This window comes from Allosediminivita pacifica, from assembly GCF_003054175.1.
GTDB lineage: Bacteria > Pseudomonadota > Alphaproteobacteria > Rhodobacterales > Rhodobacteraceae > Allosediminivita > Allosediminivita pacifica.
This window is the reverse complement of the sequence record NZ_QBKN01000010.1, coordinates 48,467-68,014: the sequence shown is the minus strand read 5'-3', so window position 1 is coordinate 68,014 and position 19,548 is coordinate 48,467. Positions and strand designations below refer to the sequence as shown.

The window sequence follows — 19,548 nt, the reverse complement described above, 5'->3', positions numbered from 1 at the left end:
GCCATGCTCGACACCCAGCAGACCGCGCCCACCATCCGGGGCATGTATATCGACGGGGCCTGGACCCCGGCCGCCCGCACCTTCGAGGACCTCAACCCCTCGGACAACTCCGTCTGGGCGCGCATCCCCGACGGCACGCCCGAGGACGTGAACCGCGCCGTGGCCGCCGCCAAGGCCGCCTTCCCGGCGTGGTCGGCGCTGCCCTTCCACGAACGCGCCCGCGCCCTGCACCGCATCGCCGAGGTCTGGGACCGCCGGCAGGAGGATTTCGTCGGCGTCGCCATGGGCGAGGGCGGCGGCTGGTTCGGCAAGGGCAAGTTCGAGGCGGGCTATGTCTCCGAGATCTTCCGCAGCGCCGCCGCGCTCTGCTACCACAACGTGGGCGAGGTGCTCCCGAGCGAGCACGGCAAGTTCATGACCGCCACCCGCTGGCCGCTCGGCGTGGTCTCGGTGATCTCGCCTTGGAACATGCCCGGCATCCTCACCGCCCGGGGCTTTGCCGTGGCGCTGGCCGCCGGCAACACCGTGGTCCTGAAACCCTCCGAGGACACGCCCTACGCCGGTGGCCTCTACTTCGGCGAGATCCTCGAGGAGGCGGGCATCCCGAAGGGCGTCTTCAACGTTGTCACCTGTTCACGCGAAAGCGTCGGCGCTGTGGGCGACGCGCTGATCGAACACCCCGACGTCAAGGCGATCAGCTTCACCGGCTCCACCGCCGTGGGCCGCCACATCGCCGCCAAGGCGGGCGCGCACCTGAAGAAGGCCTGCGTGGAACTGGGTGGCAAGGACAGCCTCATCGTGCTGGAAGATGCCGACCTCGACGCCGCCGCCCGCGCGGCCAACTTCGGCAGCTTCATGCACCAGGGCCAGATCTGCATGAGTACCGAGAAGATCCTGCTGCACGAGAAGATCTACGACGCCTTCCTGTCGAAGTTCCTCGACCGCGCCCGCAAGCTCAAGACCGGGCACACCCGCGACAAGGACAACGTCATCGGCCCGCTGGTGAACACCCGGCAGGCGGTCCGCGTGAAGGCGCTGATCGACGACGCCGTGGCCAAGGGGGCCACCGTGGAGCTGGGCGGCAATGCCTGGGACAACTACGTCGAACCCACGGTGCTCACCAACGTCGATGCCTCCATGGACATCTGGAACGACGAAACCTTCGGCCCCGTGGTCATCATCGCGCCCTTCCGCGACGACGCCGAGGCAGCGGCGCTCAACAACGACACCGAATACGGGCTGACCGCCGCCGTCTGGACCCGCGACGAATCCCGCGCCATGCAGCTTGCCGCGCGGCTCGAGACCGGCATCTGCCACGTGAACTGCCAGAACGTGAACGACGAACCCCACGTGCCCTTCGGCGGCGTCAAGGCCTCGGGCGTGGGGCGCTACGGCGGGCGCTGGTCGCTCGACGCCTTCACCGAACTGCGCTGGATCACGCTCGATCGCGGCGGCCGGCATTTCCCGCCGGTGTTCTGACGACACAAGTCGAGAGGCCCGATGCGGCCGTTGGGGCGGTCGCCGTGGGCTGCGGTGCCGGGGCGGGGGGATCGCCCCGGCACCTGCCAAACGACACGGGGACCGCTGCGGCGCGGCCCGAGGGAGGAGAGAGACATGAGTGCCCTTGGATGGATCATCCTGGTCCTTGCGCTGGCGGCCATCGCCATCGCGCTGGCGGCCTGGTTCTACGAGCGTGCCACCAACGAGGTGAGCCTCGTGCGCACCGGCGTGGGCGGGCGGCGCGTGGTGGTGGACGGCGGCATCCTCGCCATCCCCTACTTTCACGAGGTCAGCCGCGTGAACATGCAGACCATCCGCATGGAGGTGGTGCGCGCCGGTGACAGCTCGCTCATCACGCGCGACCGCATGCGCATCGACGTGGGCGCGGAATTCTACGCCTCGGTCGTGCCCGAGGACGGTGCCATCGTGCGCGCCGCCCAGACGCTGGGCCGCCGCACCTTCCAGCCCGACCAGCTGAAATCGCTGATCGACGGCATGATGGTCGACGCCCTGCGCGCCGTCGCCGCACAGATGAGCATGGACGAGCTGCACGAGAACCGGACCGAGTTCGTCCGCGAGGTGCGCGAGGCGCTGTCGGACACGCTCGGGCGCTACGGGCTGCAGCTAGATTCCGTCTCGCTCACCGCGCTCGACCAGACGCCCTTCGCCTCGCTCGACGAGAACAACGCCTTCAACGCCGTGGGGATGCGCAAGCTGGCCGAGGTCATCGCCAAGTCCAAGAAGGAGCGCGCCGAGATCGAGGGCGAAAGCCAGGTCAGCGTACGCCGGGCCGAGGTCGAGGCGAACCGCCGCAAGCTCGAGATCGAGCTGGAACAGCGCCGCGCCGAGATCGCCCAGACGCAGGAGATCGAGACCCTCATGGCGCGCCAGCTGACCGAGGTCGCGCGCAGCAAGGCCGAGGCCGAGCGTGAGGCCGCCGAAGCGCGCATCGCCATGGAGCGCGCCATCCAGGCGGCTTCTCTGGGCCGCGAACAGGCCATCCGCGAGGCCGAGATCGCGCAAGCCTGGGCGCTCGAGATCGCCGAGCAGGACAAGACCATCAAGACCGCCGCGAAGAGCATGGAGGAAAGCCGCGCGCGGGCCGAGGCGACCGAGGCGAAGGGCGCCGTGGTGCAGGCCGAGGAAGACCTCGCCACCCTGCGCCAACTGGCCGAGGCCGACCGCCGCCGGCAGCTCGCCCTCATGGCCGCCCAGCAGGACGCCGAGGCCGAGGCCGCGCGCATCCGCATCACCGTCGAAAGCGAGAAGCTGTCCGCCCAGACCCGCTCCGAGATCAGGCGCGGCGAGGCCGAGACCCTGCGCCTGACCCGGCAGGCCGAGGCGGATGGAGAGGCCGCGCGCATCACCGCCGAGAACGGCCGGACGGCGGAGCTTGCGGCGCTAGAGCTGGAAAAGGCCCGGCTTGCCGCGCTGCCCTCGATCATCGGCGAAATGGTGAAACCGGCCGAGAAGATAAAGGGCATCTCCATCAACCACGTCACGGGCCTTGGGCGCACCGGATCCGAGGGTGGCGCCGCGTCGCCGGTGGATCACACGGTCGATGCGATCCTGGACATGGCCGTGAGCCTGCCCGCGATGAAGAAGATCGGCGATGTGGTGGGGGTGAACCTCGGCTCCGTCATCGGCGAGGAGAAGGGGTAGACTGGGGCCGTCCTGGGAATGTCCCGGGGCGGGACATTTTCTCGGGTCAGCAAAATCAATGGCTTACCTCTTCGGATTAACCCACTGTCAGGACTTTCCGCTGGGTTCAGTGGGCGTGCGGGCACCCGCCGACCTCGCCGGGCGCCAATTGCACCCGGGCGACGGCGGCGCTATCACGCCGCGAGCCAGCATCTTTGCCAGCTTTTGAAAGTGCCGGGATTTCCCGGCGGTTCAGGCTTGGAGATGGCTTTCATGCAAGGAAACACGCGTGCGACGCGGCGCGGGGTCCTCGGGGCCGGCGCCGGACTCCTGCTGGCCGGAATGGCCGGCGCGCGGCCGCAGCAGGTGGTGGAGGGACCGACCGTGTTCGAGACAGGATCGGCGTTTTACGAGACCGCGCGCTTTACCGTGCCGGGACCCACGGGCGGCGCGGATCACCTTGTGCGGGTGGCCTGGCCGAAGGGGCCGGTACCGGAGGGTGGCTTCCGCACGATCCATGCGCTCGACGGTCATGCGGTGGCCGCGATGCTGGACGAAGAACTGCTAGCCGATCTTGCCATGCGGGGTGGCCCGGCCATCGTGGCGCACGGCCACGCGGTAGAGAGTCGGTTCGCGACCGAGGACCGCGCGCGGGATTACACGCCGCCGGGGGACGAGGGCGCCTTGGAGGACCCGCGTGGCCGGCGCGCGGGCGGTGCCGCGGCCTATCTGCGCAGGCTCGGCGAGGAGATCCTGCCGCGGGCGGAGGCGCTGGCGCCGCTCGACCCCGGCCGCCGCTGGCTCTGGGGGCATTCCTACGGCGGGCTTTTCGTGCTGCAGGCGGCGCTGTTCGGAGAGGTGCCGTTCCGGCATTTCGTCTCGGCGAGCCCCTCGCTCTGGTGGGATCATGCCGCGTTCTATGCGCGGGCATTGGAGCGCATCGGCGAGGTCGCACTAGAGGCGCCGCTGGACCTGCACGTAGGCGGGGCGGAGCGTGCGCGGGCGACGCGGCCGCAGAACCCGAAGGCGCAAAACCTTGTCGCCATGCGCGATGCGTTGCCCGAGAACGCGATCGGCCGTCTGGATGCCGCGCTGCGCGATGCGGCTGTGCCGGGCGAATTGCAGGTGTTCCCGGGGCTCAGCCATGGCGAGAGTTTCGGCAGATCCTTGCGGACGGTGTTCGAGGCGGCCTCGAGCATGGGGAGATGAGGCGGCTTTGATACTTGACCCTATCTGTCGGGTATTCTAGGCACACAGTGCGAAGCGGCGCATCCGCGCCCCGCTCAGCCACAGCTAGACCGTCCGCGTCGCTGCAGCCAATTCCCTGCAATACCGCGAAGCCCTGCTTCGCCCAGACGGAGGACGCCATGTCCCGTTCGATGCTGCGCCGGAGCTGCGCTGCGATTGCCCTTGCCGCGCTGACCGCAACCCCACTGATCGCCGACCCCTTCCAGAGCCTTGCGCGTCCCTTCGAGGGCGAGATCGACGCAAGCGGCGAGAATCGTTCGCCCATCGCCGCCGGGGGCACCGCCATGGTGTCAGGCCGCGGCTTCACGCCCGGGCAGGTGGTGACCCTGCGCCAGGGCGGCGAGGTCGTGGCCGAGGGCCTGGAAGTTGGCGAAGAGGGCGAGTTCGCGGCGTCCGTCGAGGTGCCCGAGGGCGCTGCGCCGGGGATCTATCCGGTGGTGGCCGAGGTCGCGGGGCCGGACTATGCCATGGTCTTCGACCTCAAGGTCTCGCCCGTGCTGGAGGAAAGCGGCGCCTTCGCGACGCAGGCCAACAAGCTGGTGCCGGGGCTCTACCAGGTGGCGGCCTCCGAGGCGCAGGGTGCGCTCTACGTGACCTCGGCGGTGGGGCGTCCGCCGGTGAGCGAAAGCAAGCTGTTGAAGCTCGATCCCGAGACGCTGGAGATCGTGGCTGAGGTGACGCCCGAGCCGGCACCGGCCCGCGAGGACGGGCGTGACGGTGGCGTGTTCGCCGTCTACGGCGTGGGCGTGGCCGAAGATGCCAGGCAGGTCTGGGTGACCAACACCCGGCAGAACACGGTGGCGGTCTATGACACCGAGGACCTGTCGCTGATAAAGCAGTTCGAGCCGGGCGCCGTGAGCCATGCGCGCGACGTGGCGGTCCATGATGGCAAGGCCTATGTGACCGCGACCTTCGAGCCGCTGGTGCATGTCTTCGACACCGAGAGCCTCGAGGAACTGGAGCCGATCGAGCTGAGCTCGGGCCAGCGGCGCGGCGAGTTCGGCACGGCGAGCCTTCAGCTCGATCCGGAAAACGGGCGGCTTGTCGTCGTCAGCCTCGGCAGCGACGAGGTGGCCGTGGTCGATCTGGCCAGCGGCGAACAGACCGCCGTCTACCAGCTGCCGCTGTCGCAACGCTCGATCGGCGTGAGCTACGACGCCGAGAGCGACCGGATCTTCACCGCGGGTATGGGCAGCGACAACGTGCTGATCCTCGATGCGGCGAGCGGCGAGGTGCTGCACGAGGTCATGGTCGGGGCCGAGCCGCTGAACGTGGCCTTCGATCCGCAAAGCGGGCTGGCCTACGTGGCGCTGCGTGGCGCGGGCACGGTCGTGGCCCTGACCCCCGACGGCGAGATCGCAGGCAACATGGCGGTGGGCAGCTTTGCCAATCACCTGACCCCGGCCCCCGAAGGTGGCGTGCTGGTCGTGAACAAGTCGAAAGGGGCGGAAGACCCCACCGGCGATCACATCACTCGCATCACGCCCGAGGGCTGAGGCAAGAGGCAAGCAGGGAGGCAGGGTGGCATGAGACCTGTCGAGCAGACCTGGCCCGCGGATCTGGCCAGGGATTACATGGCAAAAGGCTACTGGCGCGGGGAGACCTTCCCCGCGCTGCTGCGCGCCCGGGCGGCGGCGCATCCCGAGCGCATCGCGATGAAGGGCGGCGGGGCGTCTTGGAGCTACGGGGCGCTGCTGCAGCGGGCCGAGAGGTTCGGCGCGGGGCTGCTGGCGCTGGGGCTGCGTCCCGGCGACCGGGTGCTGGTCCAGATGGGCAACGTGCCCGAGTTCGTGGAAGCGGTCTTCGGGCTGTTCCTGGCAGGCATGCTGCCGGTCTATGCGTTGCCCGCGCATCGGAAGGTGGAGCTTTCGCATCTGCTGCGGACCTCCGAGGCGGCGGGGATCATCACCGAGCGGAAGATCGGCGGTTTCGATCACGCGGCGCTGGCCGGGGAATTGGCGGAAGAGCTGCCGGATCTGCGCCATGTGGTGGTGTCCGAGCCGGGCCGCGCGGGTGAGGGGCTTGCGCATGTGGCGGGGGATGCCGCGGCGCTGCCGGGCGATCCCGATCCGCAGGCGGTGGCCTTTCTGCAGATTTCGGGCGGAAGCACGGGGCTCAGCAAGCTGATCCCGCGCACGCACGACGATTATATCTATTCCCTTCGCGAAAGTGCGCGCATCTGCGGGTTGCACGGTCAGAGCGTCTACATGGCGGTGCTGCCGGTGGCGCATAACTTCACCATGAGCTCGCCGGGCTGGCTTGGGGTGTTCTACGCGGGCGGGCGCGTGGTTCTGTGTCCCGATCCGAGGCCCGAGACGTCTTTCGCCATGGTGCGGGACGAGGGCGTGACGATCACCGCGCTGGTGCCGCCGCTGGCGCTGCGTTGGCTGGAGGCTGCCGAGGCCGAGGCGCCAGAGCTTCCAACGCTCGAGGTGCTGCAGGTGGGCGGGGCGAAGTTCCTGCCCGGTGCGGCGCGGCGTGTGCGGCCGGCGCTGGGATGCAGGCTCCAGCAGGTCTTCGGCATGGCCGAGGGGCTGGTGAACTACACACGGCTCGACGATCCCGAGGAGGTGATCGTGTCGACGCAGGGGCGGCCGATTTCCCCCGATGACGAGATCCGGGTGGTGGATGATGAGGACCGCGAAGTGGCAACTGGCGGCAGCGGGCACCTGCTGACGCGCGGACCCTACACGATCCGCGCCTATCACGCGGCGCCCGAGGCGAATGCCAAGTCGTTCACCGCGGAAGGATTCTACCGGACCGGCGACATCGTGCGGCGTCGCGAGAGCGGGCATCTGGAGGTGCTGGGCCGCGCGTCCGATCACATCAACCGGGCGGGTGAGAAGATCTCGGCCGAGGAGATCGAGGATCATCTGATCGCGCATCCCGACGTGCTTGATGCGGTGGTGGTCTCGGTCCCAGACCCGCGGCACGGTGAGCGGACCTGCGCCTTTGTGCTGCCACGCGAAGGCGCCGCGCCCGAGGCGCGGGTGCTGCGCGGCTTCATGCGGGGCCGCGACATCGCCGCCTTCAAGATCCCCGACGAGATCCGGCTGGTGTCGGACCTCGGTACCACGGCGGTGGGCAAGATCAGCCGGCGCGAGCTGCGGGCGCAGCTTCAGGCACAGGCCAGCGAGACGGAGGCGACATGAGCGACGAGACCCTGACCCTCGAGATGATGCGGGACGATATTGCCAGGGCGGTGCGGATGCCGCCCGAGGCGGTGACGGATGACGAGAACCTCGTCGATCTGGGGCTGGATTCGCTTCAGGCCATGGACCTCCTGACGAAGTGGGAAAAGCTGCAGCCTGGGCTGGATTACACTGCCTTCATGGAGCGCGAGACGCTGGGCGAATGGTGGGAGATCGTGGCGCGGGTGCGGGCATGAGCGGCGCGCGGCCGCTGAGTGCCGCGCAGGAGGGGATCTGGTACGCGCAGGCGCAGGACCCCTCGAACCCCATCTTCAACACCGGGCAGGTGCTCTGGATCGCGGGGCGGCTTGACGAGGGCGCCATGCGGCGGGCCTTGGCGGCGCTCGTCGAGGAGACCGAGGCGCTGCGGCTGCGCTTTGCCGAAGGCACCGATGGTCCGGTGCAGTGGCTGGCCGGGGAAGTGCCCGAGGTGGGCTACGTGGACGTTTCCGCTGAGGAGGACCCCGAGAGTGCGGCGCGGGACACCATCTGGCAGAGGCTCTGGCAGGCGGCGGATCTGGGTGCAGGTCCCGTGGGGCATGTGACGCTCTGGCGGCTCGGGCGGGATCGCTGGGCGGTCAGCCAGCAGGTCCACCACCTCGCGGGCGACGGCTATGCCAACGTTCTGATGACCAACCGGCTGGCGGCGCTCTACGCGGCTTGCGTGGCCGGCGAGGCGCCGTCCGAGGGGTTTGCCGGCTACGGCAAGATGTTCGAGATGGAGGCGGCCTATGCCGGGTCCGCGCGCGAGGCGCGGGACCGGGCCTACTGGCACGAGACGCTGGAGGGCATGGGCGATGTGCGGTCGGTGAAGGCCGGTGTTCCGGTGAGCTCGGGCCGCTTCCGGCGGGTCGAGCGCCCGGTGCCCGAGGCGCTGCGCGAGGCCCTGCTGGCGCGGGCGGAGCGGGCAGGCGTAAACTGGGCGGAGGCCGTGACGGTGCTGTCGGCGGCCTACCTGTCGCGGTTCGGCACCGAGGGCGAGTGCGTGCCCGGGATCCCGCTGATGAACCGCATGGGATCATCCGCGGCGCGGGTCCCCTGCACGCAGGTGAATGTCCTGCCGTTCCGGTTCGAGCCCGAGGAGGACGCGCCGCTGGACGCGGTGCTTGAGGCGGGCGCGGGCGCGCTGGCTGCCATGCGGCGGCACGGGCGGTATCGCGGCGAGTGTCTGCGGCGCGAACTGGGGCGCGTTGGGTCAGGGCGACGGCTACACGGGCCGCTGATCAACGTGCTGCCCTTCGATCCTGCGCCCGCGCTGCCGGGGCTGCACACGGAGATGGAAATCACCGGCGCGGGGTCGGTAGACGACATGACGATCGCATTCCGGGGCGATGCGCGGGTCGGCTTGCGGCTGCAGGTGGATGCGAACCCGTCGATCTACGATGAGGACGAGATCGCGGGACACCTCGACCGGTTGATAGACTTTCTCGGGGCGGCCTGTGCAACCGAGCGGTTGTCGGAGGTGCCGACGCTGACACCCGCGGAGACGGAGCGGCATCTGCGCGGGCGCAATGCCACGGCGCAGGAGGTGCCGGATGTCACACTGGCCGGGCTGATCGAGGAGCGTATGCGCGCGGTGCCGGAGGCCGAGGCGGTGCGCTTCGGTGAGGCCGCCTTGAGCTTTGCCGAACTCGACCGGAGGTCGGCGGCGCTGGCGGGGCAGCTTGCGGGGCGTGGCGTTGGCCCGGGGGGCCGTGTGGCGGTGGCGCTGCCGCGGAGCCTTGAATTGATCGTGGCGCTGGTGGCGGTGCTGCGCGCCGGGGCGGCCTATGTGCCGCTCGACCCCGAGGACGACAGCTCGCGGCGCGCCGACATGCTGGAGCGCGCGGCGCCCGGCGTGGTGCTGGCCAAGGCTGGCTTTCCGGCGGAAGACGTGCTGCCGCCGGAGGACTGGGCCAGTGAGGGCGCGGCGCCAGCGGGGCCCGTGCCGGAGGATGCGGCCTACGTGCTCTTCACCTCGGGCTCGACCGGGCGGCCCAAGGGGGTGGTCGTCAGTCACCGCGCGATCGTGAACCGGCTGCTCTGGATGCGCGCGGCTTACGGGATCGGGCCGGGGGATCGGATCTTGCAGAAGACGCCCACGACCTTCGACGTTTCGGTCTGGGAGTTCTTCCTGCCGCTGCTCTCGGGCGCGACGCTGGTGGTGGCCCCGCCGGGTGCGCATCGCGACCCCTCGGCCATCGCGGGACTGATCCGCGACGAGGGCATCACGGCGCTGCATTTCGTGCCTTCGATGCTGTCGCTCTTCCTCGAGGCGCCCGAGGCGCGGGGCCTGCGCGTCGCTCATGTCTTCGCCAGCGGCGAGGCGCTGCCCTCGGCCATGGCGCGGCGGTTCCACGAGGTGATCGCGGGGCGGCTGCACAATCTTTACGGGCCGACCGAGGCGGCGGTGGACGTGTCCTTCCACGAGGCCTCGGGCGCCGAAGAGGGCGCATCGGTGCCGATCGGGCGGCCGGTCTGGAACACGCGTCTCTACGTTCTGGACGCCGCGCTCCGGCCGGTGCCGGACGGAGTGACGGGGCGGCTGTATCTTGCAGGGCGCCAACTGGCGGAGGGCTATCTTGGCCAGCCGGAACTGACGTCTGAGCGCTTCGTCGCGGATCCCTTCGTGCCCGGCGAACGGATGTACGACACCGGCGACCTGGCTTTCGTGCGGTCTGACGGAGAGGTGGTCTTCGAGGGGCGCGCAGACGGGCAGGTCAAGATCCGCGGCGTACGGGTTGAGACTGGCGAGGTTGAGGCGGCGCTGTTGGGCACCGGGCTTGCGCTGCAGTGCGTCGTGCTGGCGCGTGACGGTTTGGACGGCGCGGCGCAGTTGGTGGCCTGGGCAGTGGCATCCGGCGGAGCGGACGAGGCGGCGATGCAGGCCGCGCTGGAGGGTTGCTTGCCGGCGGCGATGCGTCCGGCACGGATCGTCGTGCTGGAGGCGCTGCCGCTGACGCCCAATGGCAAGCTCGACCGCCGGGCGCTTCCCGATCCGGGACGGCTTGGCGGGGCGACGCGGCCGCCGGCGCCGGGGATGGAGGCGCTGCTCGCCGGGCTCTACGCGGAAGTGCTGGGAGAGGCCGCGGGGCCCGAGACGGATTTCTTCCTGTCGGGCGGGGATTCCCTCAAGGCGGTGCGCCTGACCCGTCGGATTGCGGAGGCCACGGGGCTGGACCCGGGGCTGGGCGCGGTCTTCGAGGCGCCGGTGCTGGCGGATCTTGCGCGCCGGATCGGTGCGGCGGAGCGGGACAGCGGGCTGGGGCCCATTCTGCAGCTGTCGGGAGGCAGACGGCCGCCGGTCTTTGCCGTGCATCCAGCCGGCGGGATTGCCTGGTGCTACCGGGGGCTTGCGGCGGCGCTGGAGGACCGGCCGCTGATCGGGGTTCAGTCGCCGCTTCTGGACCCGACAGAGCCCGTGCCCGAAAGCCTCTCGGCGCTGGCCCGCAGCTATGCCGACCGGATCGAGGCGCTGGCACCCGAGGGGCCGGTGCACGTGATGGGCTGGTCGTTGGGCGGGCTGATCGCTCACGCGGCGGCGGCCGAGCTTGAAGCGCGCGGGCGCGAGACCGGGCTGGTGGGGCTGCTGGATGCCTATCCATCGGAGTGCTGGCGCAACGAACCCGAGCCCGCGCCGGGCGCGGCGCTGCGGGCGCTGCTGGCCATCGCCGGGTACGACCCGGAGGCGCATCCTGAATTGCAGGGCAAGGCGGAGATATTGGCCTTCCTGCGAGACCGCGGGCATCCGCTGGCGCTGCTTCCGGAAGCCGTGCTCGACGGGGTCATCCGGTCGGTCCAGGCGACCAACCGGTTGGTGCGCGGGCACCGCGAGCCTGTGCTTCGGGCGCCGGTGCTTCACGTGCAGGCGGCGCTGGATCACGCGGGGACCGACCTGCGGCCCGATCTCTGGCGGCCCTATGCCCTGGGTCTGAGTGTCGCGCCGCTGGAGTGCACGCACGGGGCGCTGCTGGCGGAGGTCCATTCGGAGAGACTGGTGCAGGCGCTCGAACGCGAAATGGCAAGGGCCGAGCGGGGCGGTGCAAAAGCGACACACTCGACCCCGATAAAGGCTTAGTCAATTTGTCAGGAATGCGCGGAGGGGGTTAAGAGCGCCTCAGGGGTTTCAAACCAGATTCGTTCCGCAAGGTAGCCTGCTACGCCATCCAGCCCGACGACACGCCCCTCGAAACACCGGTCTGAGGGATGAGACATGGCAAATTCACGGCAGGCCCGCGCAGGCGGGTCCTTCGGTCGCGTGCTGGCGACCACGGCGCTGGCGGGCGCGCTGAGCGCGACCAACGCCGCCGCGCAGGACGGCACGATCACGATGGGCGACGACGGCTCGATGGAGCTCGGCACCATCGTGATCGACGCGGCCTCGGAAGAACTGAAACAGGCGCTTGGCGCCTCGACCATCACCGCCGAGGACGTCGAGGAATACCTCGTGACGAACGACGTCTCTGAGCTGGTGAAGACGCAGCCGGGCGTGAACCTGACCGGCAACACGACGACGGGCCAGCGCGGCAACAATCGCCAGATCGACCTGCGCGGCATGGGGCCGGAGAATACCCTGATCCTGATCGACGGACGTCCGGCGTTGTCGCGCAACTCGGTGCGGATGGGCCGGTCGGGCGAGCGTGACACGCGCGGCGATTCCAACTGGGTGCCGCCCTCGGCGATCGAGCGCATCGAGGTCATCCGCGGTCCTGCCGCGGCGCGTTACGGGTCGGGGTCGGCCGGCGGCGTGGTGAACATCATCACGAAGGCCCCGACGGAACGGGAGACGACGGTCAAGCTTTTCAGCGAGGTGCCTGAAAGCGACAAGGAAGGCGCGACCTACCGTGCCAACATCGTCACGTCTGGGCCACTGACGGACCGGCTCTCGTACCGGAGCTACCTCAGCTACAACCAGAGCGAGGGGGATGATGCCGACATCAACGAGGATGCCACCGACGAGGGCGAAAGCGTCGCGGCGGGCAGTGAGGGGGTCCATAACTGGGACTTCAACACGTTGCTCGAGTTCCGGCCGGATTCGGTGAACACCTACGGTGTGGAGCTGGGCTACAGCCGGCAGGGCAACGACTATGCCGGGGACGCGCTCTTCCAGGGCGTCGACCGCGTGGACGACAGCCTGATCGGCGAGGAAACCAACGTGATGCAGCGCAGCACGCTGGCGCTGACACACCGGGGCGACTACGGCTTCGGCGAGGTCAACAGCTACCTCCAGTGGGAGCATACCGACAACCGGCGCCTCAACGAAGGGCTGGCCGGGGGCAGCGAAGGCCTGATCGACTCCACCGACGACTACAACACCGCGCTTCTGGACAACGTCACAGCCAAGTCGGAGTGGGATATCTACAGTCGCGCTTTCGGTGTCGATCAGACGATCACGCTGGGCGCAGAGTACCGCGGTGAATGGATGAACGATCCCAGTTCGCTCGAACAGGGCCTGGGCTTCGAGAACGGCGAGAGCATCCCGGGGACCGACGAGGCAGGTGAACGTGATCCGGAGTCGGAGGCACACCTGCTGGGCTTCTATGTTGAAAGCAACATGATGCTGAGCGACAGCTTCACGCTGACGCCGGGCGTCCGGGTCGACCGCCATTCCGAAGCGGGCGTCAACTGGTCGCCGAGCCTCAATGCGTCGTGGGAAGCAACGTCGAACATTACCGTCAAGGCGGGCGTGAGCCGCGCATTCAAGGCGCCGAACCTGTTCCAGCTGAATCCGAACTATGTCTACAGGACGCGAGGGCGTGGTTGTCCCGTGAACTACGAGTCGCGCGGGAACGGTTGCAACATCCTCGGTAACCCCGATCTCGAACACGAGACCTCGTGGAACAAGGAGATCGGCATCGCGTACCGCAACGACGCGGGTTGGAATGCCGGTCTGACCTACTTCAAGAACGACTACGAGAACCGGATCGGTGCCTCGCTCGAACCTGAACTCGTGGTCGGCCCCGAGGGTGATCAGACCCAGATCTTCCGCTGGGACAACGCGCCGAAGGCCGTGGTCGAGGGGCTTGAAGGCAACCTGCTCGTGCCGCTGGCGGACACCCTGAGCTGGTCGACAAATGCCACCGTCATGCTGCGCTCGGAAAACCTGCAGACGGGTCAGCCCCTGTCGCTGGTGCCCGACTACACGATCAACTCCTCGCTTGATTGGGAATACCGTCCGAACTGGTCGTTCAACCTCGGCCTGACGCACTACGGCACGATCGAAAGCCCGGAAAAATCGGTCACGAATGGTGGCGAGATCGAGAACCGGGAGGACCGCGATCCTTACACGCTGGTGAACCTGACGACGACCTACGATTTCGACAACGGGCTGACCTTGCAAGGCGGCGTGAAGAACCTCTTCGACACTCAGGTGATGCGCGAGGGCACTTCCAACAGCGCCGGGGCCAACACCTACAACGAACCCGGGCGGTCCTTCATCGTCTCGATCAGCAAGACGTTCTGACGCTTCCGAACAACAGAGATCAAGTGGATCCCCGCGGCGTGAAGATGCCGCGGGGATTGTCGTTTGCGGGGCAGGGAGGTTCGGCCGGGCCTTTGCATTTTGGGCACCTTTGTGTCGGAAAACGTGCCGGAAAAATGCCGATTATTCCTCTCGGAAATGAGAGGTTGGCGTTCAGTCGGCGTTGAGCGACTCGGTCTTACTCATTCAGGGACCCTGAAGGAGACCCGCGTGATGAGTGAGAATCCCGGCCAGGCCCGTTTCGTCGCGGCGGACATCCACCGCGCCCGCGACATGCTTCTCCAGGACCCACCGCAATGGCCCTCGGCCGAGGCCGTCGACGCTGCAGGTGTGCAGCTACTGCTTTCCGCCCTGCGGTCCGGGCTGGAGCCGCCCCCGGATCTGTGCCGCTCGGAGGCCCTGCGCGCCGCGTGGGAACGTCTGGCCCTCGATCACCCTGCCGATGCGGTGCTCTCGCTCGATCCGCCGGCCATTTCGCTTCATGAGGACCAGACGCAATGACGAGAACCGTTCTCGTGGTGGATGACTCGCCCTCTGTCCGCCAGATGATTGCCAGCACGCTCAAGAGCGCAGGCTACGCGGTGGTTACGGCCAGCGACGGCCAGGACGCGCTGGACCAGGCCGGCCGAATGCGCCCCGATGCCGTCATCACCGACCAGAACATGCCGCGGCTCGACGGGCTGGGCTTCTGCAAGGCCTTTCGCGAGATGCCGCAGAACCGGGGCGTGCCAGTCGTCTTCCTGTCGACCGAAAGCGCCGACACGATCAAGCAGAAGGCCCGCGCGGCCGGCGCCATCGGATGGCTGGTGAAGCCCTTCGATCGCGAAAAGCTGCTGAACGTGATGGCGCGGGTGGTGGGCTCATGATGGACGAGGAAACCCTTGCTACCTTCCTTGCCGAGGCCGAGGGCCTTGTTGAAAGCCTCGAGGCGCAGCTGCTGGCCCTGCGCGACAGGCCGACGGACCGGGCGCTGATCGACGGCGTCTTCCGCGACCTGCATACCCTAAAGGGATCGGGGGCCATGTTCGGCCGCGAGGATATCGCGGGCTTCCTGCACCAGTTCGAGTCGGCCTTCGAAGGGGTTCGGGACGGTACTGTCGCCGTGGATGACGAGCTGATCGCCATCAGCCTCGCCGCGCGCGATCACGTGGCGCATCTGCTTGGGAACCCGGGCGACGGCGGCGGGCAGCCGCTTCTGGAGCGGCTGACGCTGCATCTCGGTCAGTCCGGCGCGCCGCAGGCCGTGGAGACCGCCGGAGGTCACTGGCAGCTGCGTTTCTTCCTGCCGCCGGACACGCTTTCGCTTGGCGGCAGGCCCGAGATCGTGCTCGAGGAGCTTCGCGCGCTCGGCGCCGCGGACCCGCGACCGATCCTTGGGGAGCTGCCCGTGCTCGAGGATCTCGATCCGCTCGAACTCTGCCTCGGCTGGGAGATGGAGCTTCCGGGGAAGGTCACCGAAGACGAGATCCACGCGGTCTTCATGTTCCACGAAGAGGGCCTGCGGCTCGAACTGATGCCGCCCGGCGGGGACCGGCGCAAAGGCGACCGGCGTCAAGGTTCGACTACTCGGAGAAGAGCCCCTGCCACGGCCACCGTCGAGAAAACGGCTGCGCCGCCCGCGACCTCGGCCCAGGCGCCCGCGCTGATGCGGGTGCCGGCGGAGCGGCTTGACGACATGATGGACCGGGTCGGCGAACTTGTGATCGCCGAGGCCCGGCTGATCGAGATCGCCAATCGGTCGGGCGACGCCAACCTGATGCTGGTGGCTGAGGATATCCGGCGGCTTGCCACCGCCATGCGGGATACGACGATGTCGATCCGCATGACGCCCATCGGCACGATCGCCGGCCGGTTTCGGCGGCTGGTGCATGACCTTTCCGCCAAGCTTGGGCGGGCGATCGAGTTCTCTGTCGAGGGCGAGGAAACCGAACTCGACAAGACGGTGGTGGAGCGCCTCACCGAGCCGCTCATGCACATCATCCGGAACTCGGCCGATCACGGCCTTGAAGCTGCAGAGGAGCGACTGGAACAGGGCAAGCGCGAGGCCGGCAAGCTCGTCCTCTCGGCGCGCTATTCCGGGGCGGAGGTCCTGATCTCCGTTACCGATGGCGGGCGCGGAATGAACCGCGATGCGATCCGCGCGCGCGCGATCGAGCGCGGCCTGATCGCGGAGGGTACCGATCTTGCGGGCGACGCTCTGCTGAACCTGATTTTCGAGCCCGGCTTCTCGACCGCCTCGCAGGTGACGGAGCTTTCGGGCCGGGGCGTCGGCATGGACGTGGTGCGGCGGACGGTCGAGGGCCTGCGGGGCTCCATCCAGGTGGCAAGTGAGCCGGGCCACGGCAGCTCGGTCACCCTGCGCCTGCCGCTGACGCTGGCGATCATCGATGGGCTTCTGATCGAGACGGCGGGCGAGCGCTACGTGATCCCGCTGGCCGCCGTGGACGAGATCGTCGAACTGCCCGCGGCGCAGGCGCGGCCCGGGGGCGGCAACGCCTTTCTCGACATCCGCGACAGCCTCGTCCCCTATCTCCGCCTGCGCGGCCTGCTGAACTGCCAGGGCAGCCCGGGACCGTTCCAGAAGGTGGTGGTAGTGACGAGCAGCGAGGGCCGGGTCGGGCTCGTTGTCGACCGGATTATCGGCTCCAATCAGACGGTAATCAAGCAGCTCTCGCCGCTTCACGCGGAACTCAAGACATTCTCAGGCGCCACCATCCTTGGCGATGGTGCTGTCGCACTCATCCTCGACGTGCCGCACCTCATACAGCGTGGCCGATGCGAGGCAGACGCGGGGAGAGAAGCGGCATGAGCGAACTGGACATCCCGGCTGACGTCACGGGCGATGTGGTGACCTTCCGGCTCGACGGCGAGGTGCTTGCCGTCGCCGCCGGGCGGCTGCGCGAGGTGCTGGAAAAGGTACGGGTCACCCGGGTTCCGGGCGCTCCGGATTTCGCCGCCGGCGTCATCAACGTGCGCGGCTCGGTCGTGCCGCTCGCCGACCTGCGGGTGCCGCTGCGCATGCCGCGGCCGGCCGAGCAGGACGACGTGCGAATTCTCGTGCTCGAACTCACACTGGCCGAACAGGCCACGACGGTCGGGATCCTTGCCGATGCTGTCCACGAGGTTACGCGGCTCGACCCTGGCACACTGGAAGAAATCCCGCCGGTGGGCACCCGTTGGCCGCCCCGCTACGTCGCGGCGGTGGGGCGGTGGCAGGGCGAGTTCGTGACGGTGCCCGACCTCAACGCGATCTTCGCGGATTTCCTTGGCGGTCAAGGCCGCACCCATTCGAACGGCGCCACAGGGGCCGAACCGAACGCAGAACCGGAGACAGTCTGATGCGCCTTACACTCAAGACCAAGCTTGCGGTGACCCTGTTACTGCTCATCGCGGCCACTGCGGCGGGAAGCATCTTTGCCCTGGGCCGCATGGCGCAGATGAACGACCGCGTCGGGGACATCGTCAACACCCGTGTCGCGCGGGTCCGCCTCGCCGAGGGGCTCGCGGTCGAACAGGTGAAGATCCAGCGCCACGTTCGCGACTACATCCTGGCCAACACCGCCGCGCAGCAGAGCGAGGTGATGCAGCGGATGGAAGGGGACCGCGCCGACCATGCCCGTATCCTCGAAGAGCTTTACGGGATCGCGGACGAGGATGGCCGACGCGAGCTTGATGTGTACCGGGAATTGGCACCCCAGATCCGCGATGCCAACATCCGCGCCATGGAGCTGGCGGATACCGGGGACACTCGGGGGGCCTTCCGCATCCTCTTCGACGAGGCCGCCGATGACTGGCGGCAAATGGAGGATCAGCTCGATGAGCTTTTGGAAACCGCGACGGCAAATCTCGCGAATGCGGATGCCGCAGCGAATGCCAACTACCTCTCCACGCGCACGACGATGATCGGTCTGTTGATCGGCGTCCTGATCTCCGGCGCGCTGGCCGGCGCCTGGATCGTGCTGAGCATCTCCCGCGGGCTGCGCCAGGCGGTCGCGTTCTCGGAACAGGTGGCCGAGGGCGACCTGTCGCATACCGTGCAGGTGCGCACCAATGACGAGATCGCGGACCTTCTGAAGGCCCTGAACTCGATGGCGCAGCGGCTGCGCGGCATCGTGGAAGAGGTCCAGTCGGGCTCGGCCAACGTCTCGACCGGGGCGACCGAGATGGCCTCGACCTCTCAGCAACTGAGCCAGGGCGCGACGGAGCAGGCGAGCTCTACCGAAGAGGCTTCGAGTTCGATGGAGCAGATGACCGCGAACATCCGGCAGACCGCAGACAACGCCCGCGAGACCGAGCAGATGGCAGCGAAGTCGGCCGACGATGCGCGCAGTTCGGGCCAGGCGGTGACGGATGCAGTGACGGCGATGAAGACCATCGCCGAACGGATCCTCATCGTGCAGGAAATCGCGCGTCAGACCGATCTTCTTGCGCTGAATGCGGCGGTCGAGGCGGCGCGCGCGGGGGAGCATGGGCGCGGCTTCGCGGTGGTGGCCTCGGAGGTCCGCAAGCTTGCGGAGCGGAGCCAGACCGCGGCGGGAGAGATCAGCGGACTATCGGCCGACACGGTAAAGGCAGCAGAGGCGGCCGGCAGCATGCTCGACGGGTTGGTGCCGGACATCGAGAGGACCGCGCAGCTTGTAAGCCAGATCTCGGGCGCAAGCCAGGAGCTGGCGACCGGCGCCGCGCAGGTCAACCAGGCGATCCAGCAGCTCGACAAGGTCACCCAGGAAAACACCTCGGCGGCCGAGGAGCTGTCCTCCACCGCCGAAGAGCTTTCGGCGCAGGCAGAAACCCTCACGGGGGCGATGGCCTTCTTCCGGCTGGGAACTGCCATACCGGCACCCAGGGCTGCGAAGCCTCAGCACTCCGCGCGTCCGTCCGCGCGAAAGAGGTCGCAACCGTCCTCAGGCGGGTTCGACTTTGACATGTCCGTCGAGGAGGATGACCTCGATGCGGCCTTTACCCGTGGTCGGTCGGCCGCATGAGCGTGGCCACGGACAGGCGATGGTCCGAAGTCGGCGACCCCGGGGTCGGAGAGACCGTGGTGACTTTCGAAATCGGTCGCGCGCTCTTTGCCCTGCCTGTGGCCCCAGTGATGGAGATCCACGAGGCACGCGACCTTGCGCCACTTCCCAAGGCACCTCGACAGCTGCTGGGGCTCATGGATCGGCGCGGATTCTCGGTCCCGGTGATCGATATGCGCCTGCTGCTCGGAGAGCCGCCGCGCGAGGATGCGCCTGAGACGCGTATCATCGCCCTGCGGGTCGCTGGCCGCGGCGCGACGCTGCTGACGATCGGGCTTCGGGTGGACCGGGTAATCGAGGTGACGCAGCTGGACGAGGCGGGCAGCGGACCGCTTGCCGAGGCGGAACTGCTGCGTTGGAACGAACGGATGGTTGCGGGGATCGGCCGCCGCCACGGTGACTTTGTCACGCGGATCGACGTGAGCGGTCTTTTCGAGGCCGACCTCGCGTCGTTGGGACTGGAAGAGGTCGCGGGCCTGTGAGC

At 68.4% G+C, this 19,548-nt stretch carries 14 protein-coding genes; all 14 read left to right on the top strand.

The window, feature by feature from the left end; genetic code table 11:
* The first annotated feature begins 3 nt into the window (after positions 1 to 3).
* The 14 genes from C8N44_RS09600 (at position 4) to C8N44_RS09535 (ending at position 19,546) form a co-directional block, all read left to right on the top strand.
* Positions 4 to 1,479 carry an aldehyde dehydrogenase family protein gene (locus C8N44_RS09600; RefSeq protein WP_107975979.1) on the top strand — a complete coding sequence of 492 codons (1,476 nt, stop codon included), beginning with the start codon at positions 4 to 6 and terminating at the stop codon, positions 1,477 to 1,479.
* Between the two features lie 135 nt (positions 1,480 to 1,614).
* Positions 1,615 to 3,162 (top strand): flotillin family protein, encoded by a 1,548-nt coding sequence (locus C8N44_RS09595; RefSeq protein ID WP_107975978.1) that lies wholly within the window; start codon positions 1,615 to 1,617, stop codon positions 3,160 to 3,162.
* 252 nt (positions 3,163 to 3,414) lie between these two features.
* A complete protein-coding gene (locus tag C8N44_RS09590; protein WP_158274030.1) occupies positions 3,415 to 4,350 on the top strand; it encodes an alpha/beta hydrolase in 936 nt (311 codons plus the stop codon).
* Positions 4,351 to 4,508: 158 nt separating this feature from the next.
* Positions 4,509 to 5,885: a YncE family protein gene (locus C8N44_RS09585; protein WP_107975976.1), complete on the top strand. Its 1,377-nt coding sequence runs from the start codon at positions 4,509 to 4,511 to the stop codon at positions 5,883 to 5,885.
* A 30-nt stretch (positions 5,886 to 5,915) separates the two neighbouring features.
* On the top strand, positions 5,916 to 7,541 hold the full coding sequence (locus tag C8N44_RS09580; protein ID WP_107975975.1) for a (2,3-dihydroxybenzoyl)adenylate synthase: 1,626 nt from the start codon (positions 5,916 to 5,918) through the stop codon (positions 7,539 to 7,541).
* Positions 7,538 to 7,777, top strand: a complete 240-nt coding sequence (locus C8N44_RS09575; protein ID WP_107975974.1) for a phosphopantetheine-binding protein — start codon at positions 7,538 to 7,540, stop codon at positions 7,775 to 7,777. The genes C8N44_RS09580 and C8N44_RS09575 overlap by 4 nt, the downstream gene beginning before the upstream one ends.
* Positions 7,774 to 11,637: a non-ribosomal peptide synthetase gene (locus C8N44_RS09570; protein WP_107975973.1), complete on the top strand. Its 3,864-nt coding sequence runs from the start codon at positions 7,774 to 7,776 to the stop codon at positions 11,635 to 11,637. Before C8N44_RS09575 ends, C8N44_RS09570 begins: the two co-directional genes overlap by 4 nt.
* Before the next feature lie 135 nt (positions 11,638 to 11,772).
* The gene (locus C8N44_RS09565; protein ID WP_107975972.1) at positions 11,773 to 14,022 is read left to right on the top strand and encodes a FepA family TonB-dependent siderophore receptor; all 2,250 of its coding nucleotides are present in this window, start codon (positions 11,773 to 11,775) and stop codon (positions 14,020 to 14,022) included.
* A gap of 231 nt (positions 14,023 to 14,253) precedes the next feature.
* On the top strand, positions 14,254 to 14,541 hold the full coding sequence (locus C8N44_RS09560) for a hypothetical protein (RefSeq protein WP_107975971.1): 288 nt from the start codon (positions 14,254 to 14,256) through the stop codon (positions 14,539 to 14,541).
* Entirely contained in the window at positions 14,538 to 14,906 is a 369-nt protein-coding gene (locus tag C8N44_RS09555; RefSeq protein ID WP_107975970.1) for a response regulator, read from the top strand. The genes C8N44_RS09560 and C8N44_RS09555 overlap by 4 nt, the downstream gene beginning before the upstream one ends.
* Positions 14,903 to 16,849: a chemotaxis protein CheA gene (locus tag C8N44_RS09550; protein WP_107975969.1), complete on the top strand. Its 1,947-nt coding sequence runs from the start codon at positions 14,903 to 14,905 to the stop codon at positions 16,847 to 16,849. The genes C8N44_RS09555 and C8N44_RS09550 overlap by 4 nt, the downstream gene beginning before the upstream one ends.
* Positions 16,846 to 17,379, top strand: coding sequence for a chemotaxis protein CheW (locus C8N44_RS09545; protein ID WP_107975968.1), 534 nt, complete (start codon positions 16,846 to 16,848; stop codon positions 17,377 to 17,379). The genes C8N44_RS09550 and C8N44_RS09545 overlap by 4 nt, the downstream gene beginning before the upstream one ends.
* Positions 17,379 to 19,025 (top strand): methyl-accepting chemotaxis protein, encoded by a 1,647-nt coding sequence (locus C8N44_RS09540; RefSeq protein WP_107975967.1) that lies wholly within the window; start codon positions 17,379 to 17,381, stop codon positions 19,023 to 19,025. The genes C8N44_RS09545 and C8N44_RS09540 overlap by 1 nt, the downstream gene beginning before the upstream one ends.
* Entirely contained in the window at positions 19,022 to 19,546 is a 525-nt protein-coding gene (locus C8N44_RS09535; RefSeq protein WP_107975966.1) for a chemotaxis protein CheW, read from the top strand. Before C8N44_RS09540 ends, C8N44_RS09535 begins: the two co-directional genes overlap by 4 nt.
* The last annotated feature ends 2 nt before the right edge of the window (positions 19,547 to 19,548 follow it).